Consider the following 13,394-nt stretch of genomic DNA (forward strand, 5'->3'; position numbering starts at 1 on the left):
CGTGGTCCTTTCGTGGTGGTTTCAAATTTCTGAATTGCGGATGCGTGAATTGAGCGGGGCGGTCGATTTCAGTAGCCACGGCCTCAGCCTTCTGACCCACCCCCTGCCATCGCCTCGGCGTGATCCCAGACGGCTTCAATCGCTTCCGGCGTCCGCGCTACCCCGTCCGGGTCTGCCAGCGCGGCGATGCGGGCTTTATGGAAGGCAAGGTCGCGGGCGAGTTCCTCGGGCGTAACTTCATGATCGGAAGCGCGCACCGTTCCTACTTTTCCTACAGTTCCTACTTTTTCGGTCCCGGCGGGGTGATCTGTAGGAAGTGTAGGAGGTGTAGGAAGGCCCCGGCATTTCCGCGCTTGATGCAGCGCCGCCTTTGCGTCGAAAGCAAAGCCGGTCATGACTGCACCTCGCGCACGATCAGCCACGCTTCGCGGCGCGGCTTGCCTTCCACCTCTGCGCCGTTCGCCTCGATCAACCAGCCGTGCGATTCCAGCTTGCGCAGCGCCTTGCGTGCGCGATCTGTCACCTTGAACGGGCCACGCTGCGCCGCCGCGCGGGCCGATATGCACGGCTCGCCCCATGAGCGCAGAAGCCAAAGGCGTATCCGCTCGGCGTCGGCCACCTCGGGCGGCACGATTGCAGCATCCGCGAGGCGCGCTGCCTCGTTCGCGTAGAAGGTCGCAATCTCCGTTGCACCGGCCATTGTCTCGCCCGTTACCTCGTGTGCATCCGGGTCCGCGTAGATCGTCAGCACCGCCGCAAGGCGCGCCGCGTGCTCTGCGGTCTTGCTGGCGAAGGCGCGCGCATCCTCGAAAGGTCCGCCCGGTGCCTGCGCTGTTTCAACCTCGCGCGCAAAGTCGGTCAGCACGTCCCGCGCTTCTGCCGACAAGGGTAGGACCGGCGGCGCAAGTTCGTTTCGGGTGCCCTCCGCAAGAGGCAGATCGCGAGACAGAAGCGAACGGATGCGCGCGGCGAAGCGGGCAATCTCAGCATCGGCGGCGGCGTCCTTTTCCATGCGCAGGCGCGTCCCGATGCGCGAGGCGGGGCGGCACGTCAGGAAGCGGGCGAGAAGCCCTTGCCCGTTCGCCATCGGATCAGATAGCAACGCCTCGGCGGCGACCGGCTGCACAAGGATATGTGCTGAGAACCTGCGCCCGGTGTAGCTTTCGACGCCATCGCCTGCGCGCCATCTGTCCAGCGGTGATCCGTCCCACATGGCGCTGAAGCTGGCGCAGGTGGCGAGGCGGTTTTCGGCCTTCATGCTATGCCCGCCGATTAGCGCGCCACCTTCCTCGGTCATTATGCCTATGCTGGCGCGCAGTTCGGGCAAGTGCTTCACGATCCCCTCTATAGTAGGCGAGGATGCCACGATATGCGGCTTCAGCGGCGCAGGCGGTTCTTGTCCAAGGGCTTGCAGGTCAGCCCGTTTTGCCGCGCTGTCGGCTTTCTTATCCGCGACGATCTTTGCCCGCGTTGCCTTGTAGACTTCATGCGCATCGCGCCAATGATCGCGCTCAATATCGTAGTCTGTGCGCAATTCAGCCTCAAAGTCGCGCACGCCCCGCATGGCGAGGCGGTCAGCCGTTGATTTGCGTTCGCCGCTCTCGGCCACCGTCAGCAGAAACAGGCTTGCAGGCGCGGTGCCGTTCAATGTCTCTGCGTCCCGATGCCCCTGCGCGGCCAGCGCCGCCGAAGCGAGAACCGAAGCCGCGCACATGGCAACGGGTGCCTCGGTCGCGCGGGCAATGGCCTCTGCCGGTTCGCGCAACGGCCCCAGCGCCGCCACCGGATAGGGTCCGGCCTCGGGCATTTCGCGTATCAGGGGCGTTGGGTCCGCGCGGTCTAGGCGGTTCTGGTCGCGCTCCCATTGCACGCGCTCGGCTTCGTCGCGGCCCGTCCCTGTCTCGACCGAATAGAGACCATGCCGGGCGAGGTGCCCGAGGCGCAGGCGGCGCAACGTGTTCTGCACGCGCTTGCGCAATTCCCGCTGCCCCCGCTCAGAGGTCCAGCGATCATCGCCTTCGGTCTTATGACAAAAGCCCGAATAGGCGGCGTCAAAGATTTCCTCTGCGGTCGGGTCCGCTCCTGTCTTGCGCTGATACTTTGCGAGTTCGGCAATCACGATCTGTCGCCAGAAGGCTTCGCGGCCATCCGTGACCAGCCCGGCGGCGTTGCGGATGATCTCGCCCGGTCCGCCATTGCCGCCCTTGCCGCCTTTGTGTGCCGGTTGCCAGCCCGGCATGGGGGCGAGGCGCGCGAGGCGGTCAAGGTCTGCGGCGGGCACATCCTCAGTTATGACGGCGGTCAGCTCGTCAATGTAACCCTTCGCGTGCTTTGCCGGGTCGGTGATCCAGTTGACCGTGCCGCCTAGGCGCAGCACGCGGGCACTGTCCCTTACCTTCGCGTCGGCCCCTACATGCGCCACCAGCGCGCCCAGGGCTTCGGTATAGGCGTCCGGATCGTCGCAAAGTTCGCGCAGCGGCAACCAGTGATGCACGCGCTTTTCGGGTTGCTGGCCCGTCCTGACGCGGATCGCGCCTTTCAGGTCAGCCGCTTCGATCCGCTCGGCCACCTTGTCCGCGTGTTCGTCCGCCTCGCACCCCGCGAAGGCGGCGGCGTAGAAGTCGAGCGTCGCGCCGCGCTTGTGCGGGTTTGCATCCGGCGCACGCAGGGCCGCGCCGATGTAGATATTTGCGCCTCGGGCGTTCTCTTGCGCGGCGAAGTTGGCGGCGTCGTCGAGGTCATCAAGGGCGAACATCCGGGCGCGGTCGGGTGCTGCGCCGCCCGGTGCGGTATAGGCAATCTCGCAAAGCCCGTCCTCGTATTCGGTTCCGATGTAGGGCGCGGCCCATGCGGCAAGGTGCTGCCGGATCATGGCGAGGTCAGGGGTGAGAATGGTTTCTTGCATGTTCATGACGCCCCCCAGAACAAAGCGGCCACGATCCGGGCCTGACCTTCGGTCAGTCCGTAGCGGTGCATCAGGAATTTGATTTGAAGCTGCCTCATTGCGCGCCCTCCACCAGTTCAAGCGGATCGTAAAAGCCCGCCCCTTGGACGCGGGCCAGAACGCGGCCCCGGTCATCCATCAGGATGCGGTCGGGATTGCAGCAGCAAATGCGCTCTTGTGAGTAGATCGCGCAGGCCGGATCGTGATGGAATTGGACGTGATAGACGTGACCGCGCTTGATATGTTTGCGGCGTGCTGCGGCCCATGCCCGGCGGGCCTGCCGTTTGGATTGTGACATTCGCTCTTACCTCGGTTCTTGCCCGAGGCACGCGGCGGTGCTATCTTTAAGGTTGAAGCTTCCCCGCTTCTTACCCCAAAACTGCCCCGTCCGCGTGCCTGTCGCGGGCGGGTTTTATTTTTCCAGTTCGATGATCTCGGCCCCGCCGTTGCGGCGTCGGCCTTCCGCTTCCAGTTCCTTCGCGTGCTGTTCAAACCAGCCGCCCATATCGCGGATCGCGTCGACAATCGCGGGCACGGCCTCGGGATGCGCCTCCAAACGCTGCAAGAGGAATTGAAGCTGGATACCCGGAAAGTCGCCTGCGCCTTCCAGCGTGCGGCGCACGATCTGTTTTTCCCAGTTCATTGCGCCGCCTCCCCAGCTTCACCGCGCGCGGCGGCGATTTCCTCGGGTGTTACGCTGGTGCTTTCGCCGCCATGTCCCACCCATTCCAAACCGTGCGCCTTTTCGGCTTCAATCAGCTTGCTTTGCGTTGCCGTGATGAGCACAAACAGGCTTTCGATTTCGGGCGAGTTCGGCAGGTTTGCGGCTTCGGCCATCGCTTCCACCGCACGCAGCATGGCGCGCGTTTGAAATAGCAGGTGGTCGGTTGCCTCGTAATTGTGGCGAACGTGCTGGGGGATATTTGTGGTCATCATGCGGCCCCCTGCTTTGCGCGGGGTTGCGCTTTTTCCTGCGCCAGCAGCCATTGCTCGATTGCCGCCGGGCGGTAGTAGATCATGCGGCCCAGCTTGATGAAGGGCGGGCCGATGCGCTGCGCGCGCTCGCGCTGCACCGTGCGAAGGGAAACGCCACGCGCAGCGGCGTAATCTGCTTCCGTAATCAGGTCTTGAATGGTCATTCAATGCCTCACTTTCACTTGTGGCGGGGCAAGTGAGGCTTGTCGTTCTGTGGCCTCACTGTGCCGCCGGTTGCGGGGTTAGTGAGGTGAATGTCGTTTAATGGTGGGGTTTGAAGCGGGTGGGCATTTCCAGAAAATCAGCCCTTGAAACCCGCCCCTTTTAGGATCGTGCGCAGGGCGTCCTTGCCTATCTCGGGTTTGTCGGTCTGCCCCAGCGCAATGTTGACCACGGCGAAAAACGCGCCATCCTCTTTCGCGCTCGGCCTGCGTTCGAAAATGCGGTGCCAGCCTTCGGCCATATGATGCACAAGAAAGCGCGCGTGTCCGCCCGGTCGCGGATCGTGCCCGCCGCGCGGCATTTTCAAAGCATCCGCCGCACTCTCGGCTTGTTCTCGCACCTGCTTCACGTCCTGCGCGAAAGCGGCAAGCTGCCCGCTGCGCCCATGCTCGATTGCGGCGCGCTCGGGCTGTTCCATCAAATTCAGCGCCCGCTCGGCCTCGATCAGCGCGTTGTGTAGCGCCCCGATGCGCTCTTGTGATCTGTGCGGGTCCGGGCGCGCGTCCTTCCGCGTGCTCAGGTAGGTCAGCGCCCCCTCGATCCGCTTTAGAAAAGCGTCCTGTCGGTCTCGATCCTTGAAAACCGCAAGCCGCCGGTTTGACAATTCGTTACGGATCATGTCGCGCTGTTCATCGGTCAGCTTGACGGGTTCGGCCCATCCGCTCGGTGCTCTTGCCCATCCGGCCTTCATGCCCTCGCCCCTTCCAGCTTCACCACGTTGTCGGCCTGCGCCGCGTCCGGGTCTTGCCCCGCCACGATCCGCGACAAGCGGGCCTCCCATGCCTCCCATGCGGCCTGTCGTTCGGCGTCGAAACTGTGGTGATCGTAAACGGCGATGATCCCGCCCTTCACATGCCCGATAGTCATTTCGGCAATGTCCGGCCTCACACGACAAGCGGAAAGCCCGGTGCGCATCGTGCGGCGCAGATCGTGCGGGGTCCACCGCCCCCAAGGCTGCACTACCTTTGCGCCTAGTGCGACGTTTTGGCGGTCAACCGCACGGCACAAGGCGGCGTTTGTGATCGCCCTGCCCGGTCTGGCCTCGAATATGAAACCGCGCCAAGGTTCATCCCTACGCCGTGACAAGCGGTCAATCTCGGCCTTGGCCTCCGTGATGATCTGCAAGGCGGTATCGGTCAGGTAGACGGTATGCGCGGAATCAGTCTTGCCGCGCCGGTCGGCTGGAATGGTCCACCAGCGGCCCGAGATTTCATCCTCGCGCATCCCGGCAACCTCGCCCGGCCTTTGCCCTGTCACCAGCACCAGTTTAAGGGCAAGGGCGGTCAGCCGGTGCAGATCGCAGGTTTCGGCATTGGTCCAGAAAGCGCGGATTTCGTCATAATCCAGCACGCGGCCCCGCACCTTGGCTTTGAGCGGGTCGCGCTTGCCCTTCACGGTGATACTGGACGGTTTCAACCCGGCCAGCGGGTTCGCCGGAATATAATCGCGGTCGGTCGCGTAATCCATCAGGCGGCGGGCGTATAGCAATACCTGAGCGGCGGCGCGTGGCGTCTTTTCGGCCTTGGCCTCGACAACCTCAATCACGTCGCGGCGGCGTATGTCGGAAACCTTCATGTTGCCAATGGCAGGCACAAGATCGTTGTTAATGTATCCGCGAATTGCCTTTTCGCTCGCCAGCCCGGATGCGTGCTTGTCCAGCCATTCCCCCGCAAGGTCTTTCAGCAGCGGTTCCTCGCGCCTGCGCCGCTTGGCTTCCAATGGGTCTTTGCCTTGGGCAATGTCGCGGGCCAGTTCGCGCGCCTCGGCCCTTGCCGCTTCAAGGGTCCATGTCGGCCAGTCGCCTATCGTCTTGCGGCGTTCGCGCCCGTCGATGGTGTATTTCAGAATGAAGGCTTTGCCCCCGGCAGCGGTGATGCGCAGGCCAAAGCCGCGCGGCGCGTCCCGGTGATCGTCAAAGATCAGGCGTTGCCCTTTGGCGGGCGGTTCCGCCTTGGCAATCGTGCCCCGGTTTCCGTCAGTGATTTTTGCCATTTAAGCCCCCTTTAGGTGACAAATCCGGTGACAAATCCAGAAACAGGCGGTTTTTCGGGTCGGGTTGGTCGCCTTGGCCTCCCCTACCTTCGGCCTTGCAATTGGTCGCCCGTCAAAAGCTTGTCACCGGATTTGTCACCATTTGTCACCGGATTTGTCACTGTTTGAACAGGTAGCGCATGGCAGCTTGTGTCGTCAACTGTCAATTGGTCTGCGTGTTATGTCGTTATAAACATGATACTTTCTGGGATGAATTTCCTAAATTTGTCACCTTTTCAGGGCCTTGATTCAGTCGTCAAAAATCGCCTGTTAATCAATTGGTCGTAGGTTCGATCCCTACCGCCGGAGCCAATATCCAAAATCACCCTTGATTTCATTGGGAAATCCAGAAGCGGAGTCGCAGGTTCCGCCTCTGCTGCCCGGTTAGTGCACGAAATGGTGCACAAATCGGTGCACAGACCCGTGCACGACCCGGTTCATGCCCGACTCCACGATGCCCTGCAATCGCATCGGAGGCCGTCCGCCCATGACCGGAATCGCACATGTCCCCTATCTCGAGCATCGCAAGCCCGGGTTTCTCTACCGGCGCCGCATCCCCGGGCGTCTGTTGCGCTCAACCGCCCGAAACGCCGGGAGTTTATCCCCGTCACGCAACACCAGTCCGGGATTCTGCCTGTGTGTCTCTCTGCGAACGCATGTCCCCGCCGACGCGAAGGCTCTCGCAAGCCGCCTGACGGCGCTCTGCGATTTCACCTTCGCCCTGGCGATGGAGACGGACATGCAGCACCTGGGCGACACCGAGATCCGCCTGCTGGAACACCTGGCCCGGTTCGAGGTCGAGGCGCACGCTGCCGCGCGCGCACTCGCGGCGCCGCGGTCGGAGCAGGCGGCCCGGCAGGCCGCCGCAAGCCAGCAGGCCACACAGGATCTCCTGCGCCGCGCACTGGCCACCGGCGACTGCGAGATCGCACGCGACCCGCTGCGGGCCATGGCCGCGCAGCTCGGTGTCACGCTCGACGAGTCCTGCGACAACTGGCGCGTCCTGGCCTTCGAGGCCACGCGGGTCCTGCTCGATGTGAGCCGGGAGCGCGAACGCCAGGAACTCGGACAGTTCGAGACGCCAAGCCCCATCTTCATCTCGGCCCGCACCACCGCGACGCGCCTGCAGGGCACACATGCCCCGGCCGAGACGACCTCGACGCTGGCGGCCCCCGCCCCGGTCACGAGCGCGATGGCTTCCGCGGCAGCCGCACCGGCTGCAGCGCCCCTCGCAGAGATCACGCGGGGCGCGCCTTGTGCACCCGCATCTGCATTCACCCCATCAGGAAAGGATAAAACGATGGAATTCACCACACATACGCACACACGCCGCACCGATGGTTCGACGTCCGGCAGCCCCAGCGCCGCGCATCATCACTGTGCGGCAGACGCACCCGCGATGCCGCTCCAGCCGACCCCGGTTGCGGCGACGCGATCCGCTGCCACGTCCGACATGCAGAAAGCCTCGACCTCGGTCCCGACATCCGATCCGGACGGCGCGCAGGTCTACGAGGCAGCCGGATGGACCGGCCTCGACGCGGACACCGCGCGCCGCGTCGAAATGCGCCCGCCGCGCCTCGAGAACATCGACCTGCGGATTCTCAGCGAGAAAAGCCGGAAGGCCCTGGAGAAACCCCGCGGGATCACGCTGGAGGAGGCCATCGACCTCTTCTGCGAACTCAAATGCGCGGGCTACGGCTCTGATTTCACCAGGGAACAGGTGGCCGACCCGGCAGCCGGAAGGAATTGGGAACGCGACAGTGGCAGCAAGCCGAAATTCGCGCGCTCATTCTGGCCAGAGTTCCTCGGCACCGGCCCGGTGGAGCAAATCGCAAAGAATGATCTCCGCGACGCCTTGGCTCTTCTGCCGCGCATCCCCGCCAAGCACGGCAAGGGCCAGGCGAAATACCTCGCCGATAACGGCTACCAAGAGCTTGTCGAACGCATCGACTCGGAAGAGGAATCCGATACAATTATCAATCTTGAGGCGCTCGCGGCGCGCACGGATGTGACCGAGGCAGATCGCGAAGATGCGCGGCGTAAGGCACTTCAAAAGCGTCTGCGGGCGGAAACGCAGATCAAGCATCGCCGGTTCCTGCTCTCCGTGGGCACAATGTGCATGGAGCTGCAACTCGCGGACAAGAACCCGTTCGAGATCCTCTCGGTCTCGAACGTTGACAAGAAGCGCATGGCGGCCTCCGAAGAGAAGCGGGCCCGGACCGTCTGGGACGACAGGATTTACACTCTGTTCACCTCGCCAGTCTTCCAGGGCAAGATTGAGGAGCCCGGCGAACCCCTCTTTTGGCTCCCGCTGCTTGCGCGGCTCATGGGGCTGCGCGAGGAGGAAGCGGCGCAGTTGTCGCCCGATGATTTCGGAAGCGACCGCGGGATCCACTTCATCGACGTGAAATGCACCGATGCCAATCACGTCAAGACCGAGGAGTCCCAACGCCGGATCCCTGTCCACCCGCAGCTGCTCGAGCTCGGGCTGCTCGAGCTGGTCGAGATGCGCCGCCGGCAGGGCCAGAGCCGCCTCTTCCCGCACATGACGCGCGGCAAGACCAAGGGCAAGTTCTCCGAGAATTTCTCGAAGACCTTCACTTATTACCGCCAGACCAACGAGTGCTACTGGCCCGGCCTCGATTTCCACGCCTTCCGGACCACCTTCAACGGCGATCTCATGAACCGGGACAAGTCGGACGAGATCCGGTGCCGCCTCATGGGCCACGAGGCGCGCGATGAGGGCGCCCGGAGCTACGACCAGGGTCTTGGCCTCCAGGTGCTCTACGAACGGATCTGCGATGTCGAGATCGACATCTCGATGATCAAGAGCCCGTTCGCGTCGGCCCCCTCCGAGACGCGGAAACGCGCCGAGGAGCATGGGCTTAGGCTCGTCGGCGAGGGATGATGCCGTGCGACGGCAGAACTGCCGTCCCACGGTTCCTCCTTCAAAGGAGCCTGCGCAAGGTTTGCTCGGCCCGGAGACGATCACGTGCTTCCTCGCGCACGGCAAGCAACGCCTCGAGGAGTGAGATCACCTCGTGCAGGACAACTCCACGGTCGCTCAGGACCGGGATTTCGCGGACAATGCCCACATCCCCGGCTTCGGGATCGTGGTGACCCTCGAAGCAGCGGCGATACCCGACGGTCTCCGACAGGATTGCCGCCTCGAGTTGCGCCTGGAGCGTCTGCAGGCCGCCATTGAGGTCGTCGCGCAGAATGTTGCCAGTCTGCAGCGCCTGAAGGATGCGCGTCGCCGTTGCGGCCTCTTGCGCGGTACTGCCGCAATCGATGCCAAGGGCGGCCGCGCAAAGCCGTCGCGCCCGGCTTGTGGCCTCGGTGAGAAGGTCTTCGAGAGTCGTGTCCTGTGTATTCATGATCGGTTCCTTCAAGTATGGCCGGGCGGAATGCCCGGCCGTCAGACCTGGCTTTAAAGCGGGAGCCGGGGGCATCGATCATGCCGGGTTGCGGAACAGTGAGTTGTCGGCGCAAGAGACCGATCCGACGAGGGACTGCAGACGGTTGTTAAGCTGCCGAATGTCCTCTGCGTGAGGATCCGACCCATCCGTGTGCAGGCATCGGCGCGACGCGCAAAGCTCCGTGACACACGCAACGTGAGCATGCAGAAGCACGAGGACCGCTGTAATCTCGCGATGACAGGCACGCGGCGACAATGCGCCGATGGACATGTCATAGCGAAGCTGCATCACGCGTCGTGCCCATCTCGGCCCGCCCAGAAAGCCGGCGGCGTTTTCGAGCGCGACCCCGTGTTCCTCGAGGAAGTCGCGCAGATCTGACAGGAACTCCTGCTCACGTGTGCGGGCTCCTGTTGTGTCTGAGTGGGTGTCGATCATGTGTCTCCTATCGACCTGCCCTTCGTGGCAGTGTCAGCCCGCCATGGCCTCCTTTCATGTGTTGGCGGGGATAGGGGACCACCGGCTGTCGTGACAGCAACAGGATTGGAAATCCGCCGGCAGTCCGGGCAAGCGCCGCGACGTGTGGTCCGCGCGCGCTCACGAAGAAGAGCGCGCGGACCACACCCTGTGGCAGCAGGATTCATGAATCGGCTATCGTTGTTAATCAGCACCACTCCAAAGAACCGAGCGAATGCAGATCCGGACGTCTCAACCGCTTGGTTGCAGATCGTGATACCGCTCGCTATCTCACAGTGCGAAAAGGACCATCGGCCAGGCCAACAGCCCTTTCCAATTCGTGATGCAGTTCGCGGCGGAACTGATTGCAGGCATGACGACCTGTCAAAACACGCAACCCGAAGATATATTTGAGAGCCGCTTGCACCATAGGTCGGCTTGGTGGACATTTTTGCCTGTTCCGCCGAGAGCACTCAGTTTTGCAGCGACCGCCACGACCATCGGAAGAAAGCAGCGCGGGGACCTACCATTCGTCGTGGCGCTTATAAATGCACGGAATGTGCTGCCCGCGGGCGTTCATCGCAGGTCGTACCAATGGCGGCTGGGTCGCGCGATTGAATTATGTCATGCGCTTTTCTGCAGCTTGGCTTTGCCATCACAGTCTGGGAAGCGGACACAGCTGAGGAATGCGCCGTAGCGGCCGCGGCGCTCGACGAGCCATCCTGCTTCGCACCTGGGACAGGCCCGCTGGGCGTCGCCGCAATCTCCGCAAACCAGATCTCCACTGGTGCGGGAACGGACCGGAAGGCCGACGCCACAGGCCGGACAAGCCGGCATGCGACTGCCGCACAGCTTCACATGCTCACAGCGATACCAGTCGCGACCGTCCTTTCCAGCCATGTGGAGCAAACGCCCGCCGCAACCCGGACAGGTGTGCGTGTGCTTCTGAGCCTCCAAGGGCACGGCCACGCCGAATTCGGGCTCTTTTATCAGCTCCTCGACGAAGACGGAGGGGCGCGCTTCGGATGCAAGTATGGTCACGGTCCGCCGGGCCCGGGTCACGGCCACATACATGACGCGCCGTTCTTCGGCATTCGGATATGGTTCCGCCTCGGGCGATACCATGCTGAGCAGGGGGTCGTCGACGATCATCGAGGGGAAGCCCATCTTGGCGTTGTCGGCACCGAGGATGATGACGTGATCAGCCTCGAGGCCTTTCGAGGCATGGATGGTCTTGAAGGTGATCGTCGCCCCGGAGTTCTGACGCTGAAGCCGCCCGACATCGGGCCTCAGGAACCGATATCGACCCAGGATCAGGATTGACGGTTTCCCGCCCCCCTTGCCTTCTGTGGCGGCAATAGCAGTCACGGCGTCGTTCAAAACCGTCTCACCGGTGTCGCGGCGCGTCCAGGCGATCCTGATCGAAGGCTCGTCCGCCTCGCCCGCCGGTATTACCGTCTTGGTGATCTGTGCCGGGTTGCGGAGAACAAAGCGACGGGCAGCCAGAGCGATTTTGTCCACCGAACGGAAAGTCCGACCGAGATCAACGATCCGATGAACGCCGGTGGCTCCTGCATAGGTGCCGCCGAACTCCGCGCCGAAGTTGCGCATGATATGGATGTCCGACCCGGCGAAGCGGTAGATCGACTGCCAGTCGTCGCCTACGGCAAACACCTTGGCGTCGGAATGTTGGCGTTTGAGGGCCTGGATCAGCTTCGCCCGTCCGGTGGATATGTCCTGGAACTCATCCACGAGGATATGCCGGAACGGGCTCTGGTAGCGTCCACTTTCGACGAGAGACGTGGCGCGATTCACCATGTCCTCGAAGTCGATCCGGTCGCCCAGGCGGGACTGGTACTCTCGGAAGACGGCCCCGAAGATCGTCATGAACGCCTCTGCCCGTTTGCCCATCTTCAGCGTTTGCGCCTTGTCGGAGCAGTCCTCGACCCGGTAGCCGCCGTTCTTGAAGTGACGCAGGAAGGTGCCCATCAGCGAGGTGAATCTGTCCACCACCCCGACCTCGGCGACGCGATCGTAGATCTCGATATCGGGGATCGGCCGCAGCGTGACGTGTGGCTCGAGTTTCTCGGCAAGTGCGTCGAGCAGCCGGCCCTCTTCACGCTCCCAGCTGTAGGTTTCGACCAGCACCGTCCCGTGCTCGGCATGGACCTGCCGTTTCCAGTCCATGCTCTCGAGGTATTCCTCACGATCGACGTAAGGGGCCGTCGTCAGCTCCTCCTTGCCGTCCCTGCCGCGTTTCTTGCGCACGCCGAAATGCTCGATGTAGACGCCGCTCTCTGTCAGCCGGAAATCGGGCGTGTAGACGCGGCGCCCGGTCTTCTGGAGCTTGTGCTCGTAGCTCGGCTCATATTCGTAGGCGATGCCGTTCCGGAACAGCCAGTTGGCGATCAGCAGTTCTTCGAAGCTGTTCACCGTCTCGCCTTGCAGCGTCCGCAGGTTGCGGCTTTCGATCTGCGCGTACCATTCATGCTTCGTCTTGAAGTCCCACTCTAATGGGAAGTCGTCGAAGAAACCGGCGAACCAGCCAATCACCGTCTGCGCGATGTCACTGGCAGTCGCCACGACGTGCCGCAGGATCTGCTTCATGAGCGACAAGAATGCTTTGTCGTCTGTCGCGGTCGGCGCCAAGGGCGGCTTCTCTCCCTCAACTTCCCCGATGATCTCGTAGGCCAGCGCGTGAAAGGTGCGTGCCGTCACGGGGACTCCGCACCTGGCCTCGATCCGCTCGGACATCTCGGTTGCGGCATCTTTCGCGAAGGCCAGCAGGAGGAGCTCGCTCGGTTTTCTGATCCCCGCTTTCACGAGGTAGGCGGCCTTGGCGGTGATCACGCTGGTCTTGCCCGATCCCGCCCCGGCCAGAACCAGCGTCGCGTCTTCGTCGACGACGACCGACAGCCGCTGTTCCTGCGTCAGTGGCATGGACTCGACCGTGTCGAAGAAATCCTTCCATCGAAGCAGCTGAGCTTCCACGAATGCCTCGATTGACGCGTCACGGGCGGCATTCGGATCGGATGCAAACGCCGTGATCGGCGCAATTCGTGACATCACCTTGTCGCCGACGGCCTCCGGGTTAAGCTTGGACAGCACCCGGCTATTCAGAGAGACAGCGTCGTGCGCCAGCGGGGCCACGTGGCATGCGGCGGGGTAAGCATCCGGCACCATGAGCGCATCGAGCGCTTGCAAGATGCGCCGGACCGCGGCCTCCTCCTTTTCCAGCTCGGCCCGATTGAATTCCGTCCAGGCGGTCGTAGCCGCGTCTGCGAAGATTCTGGCCGCAGACGCGTTCACCGCTGGCAATGACAGGTTTCGATCGCCCTCGAGATCGAGGC

12 protein-coding genes are annotated in these 13,394 nt (G+C 63.1%); 1 reads left to right on the forward strand and 11 read right to left on the reverse strand.

Annotated features, from left to right (window positions below; all coding sequences use genetic code 11):
* Nucleotides 1-83: 83 nt before the first annotated feature.
* From M8744_RS04275 to M8744_RS04310, 8 genes are all read right to left on the reverse strand, one after another.
* Complete coding sequence (locus M8744_RS04275; protein WP_251409909.1) at nt 84-395, reverse strand: hypothetical protein; 312 nt, start codon at nt 393-395, stop codon at nt 84-86.
* On the reverse strand, nt 392-2,911 hold the full coding sequence (locus tag M8744_RS04280; RefSeq protein ID WP_251409911.1) for a YfjI family protein: 2,520 nt from the start codon (nt 2,909-2,911) through the stop codon (nt 392-394). Before M8744_RS04280 ends, M8744_RS04275 begins: the two co-directional genes overlap by 4 nt.
* A gap of 88 nt (nt 2,912-2,999) precedes the next feature.
* Complete coding sequence (locus M8744_RS04285; protein ID WP_251409914.1) at nt 3,000-3,242, reverse strand: hypothetical protein; 243 nt, start codon at nt 3,240-3,242, stop codon at nt 3,000-3,002.
* A gap of 114 nt (nt 3,243-3,356) precedes the next feature.
* Nucleotides 3,357-3,587, reverse strand: a complete 231-nt coding sequence (locus tag M8744_RS04290; RefSeq protein ID WP_251409917.1) for a hypothetical protein — start codon at nt 3,585-3,587, stop codon at nt 3,357-3,359.
* Nucleotides 3,584-3,880, reverse strand: coding sequence for a hypothetical protein (locus M8744_RS04295; RefSeq protein WP_251409919.1), 297 nt, complete (start codon nt 3,878-3,880; stop codon nt 3,584-3,586). Before M8744_RS04295 ends, M8744_RS04290 begins: the two co-directional genes overlap by 4 nt.
* A complete protein-coding gene (locus tag M8744_RS04300; RefSeq protein WP_251409922.1) occupies nt 3,877-4,083 on the reverse strand; it encodes a helix-turn-helix transcriptional regulator in 207 nt (68 codons plus the stop codon). Before M8744_RS04300 ends, M8744_RS04295 begins: the two co-directional genes overlap by 4 nt.
* A 137-nt stretch (nt 4,084-4,220) precedes the next feature.
* Entirely contained in the window at nt 4,221-4,832 is a 612-nt protein-coding gene (locus M8744_RS04305) for an Atg14 domain-containing protein (RefSeq protein ID WP_251409925.1), read from the reverse strand.
* Nucleotides 4,829-6,133: a tyrosine-type recombinase/integrase gene (locus M8744_RS04310; protein WP_251409928.1), complete on the reverse strand. Its 1,305-nt coding sequence runs from the start codon at nt 6,131-6,133 to the stop codon at nt 4,829-4,831. The genes M8744_RS04305 and M8744_RS04310 overlap by 4 nt, the downstream gene beginning before the upstream one ends.
* Nucleotides 6,134-6,659: 526 nt before the next feature.
* On the opposite strand from M8744_RS04310, the gene M8744_RS04315 reads away from it, so the two are divergent.
* A complete protein-coding gene (locus M8744_RS04315) occupies nt 6,660-9,080 on the forward strand; it encodes a site-specific integrase (protein ID WP_251409930.1) in 2,421 nt (806 codons plus the stop codon).
* Between the two features lie 40 nt (nt 9,081-9,120).
* Here M8744_RS04315 and M8744_RS04320 read toward each other — a convergent pair whose 3' ends face one another.
* The 3 genes from M8744_RS04320 to M8744_RS04330 form a co-directional block, all read right to left on the reverse strand.
* Nucleotides 9,121-9,549, reverse strand: coding sequence for a hypothetical protein (locus M8744_RS04320; protein WP_251409934.1), 429 nt, complete (start codon nt 9,547-9,549; stop codon nt 9,121-9,123).
* Nucleotides 9,550-9,627: 78 nt separating this feature from the next.
* Nucleotides 9,628-10,026, reverse strand: a complete 399-nt coding sequence (locus tag M8744_RS04325; RefSeq protein WP_251409937.1) for a hypothetical protein — start codon at nt 10,024-10,026, stop codon at nt 9,628-9,630.
* A 642-nt stretch (nt 10,027-10,668) separates the two neighbouring features.
* Nucleotides 10,669-13,353 carry a UvrD-helicase domain-containing protein gene (locus tag M8744_RS04330; protein WP_251410050.1) on the reverse strand — a complete coding sequence of 895 codons (2,685 nt, stop codon included), beginning with the start codon at nt 13,351-13,353 and terminating at the stop codon, nt 10,669-10,671.
* Between the last annotated feature and the right edge of the window lie 41 nt (nt 13,354-13,394).

The organism is Lutimaribacter degradans (assembly GCF_023703375.1).
Taxonomy (GTDB): domain Bacteria; phylum Pseudomonadota; class Alphaproteobacteria; order Rhodobacterales; family Rhodobacteraceae; genus Lutimaribacter; species Lutimaribacter degradans.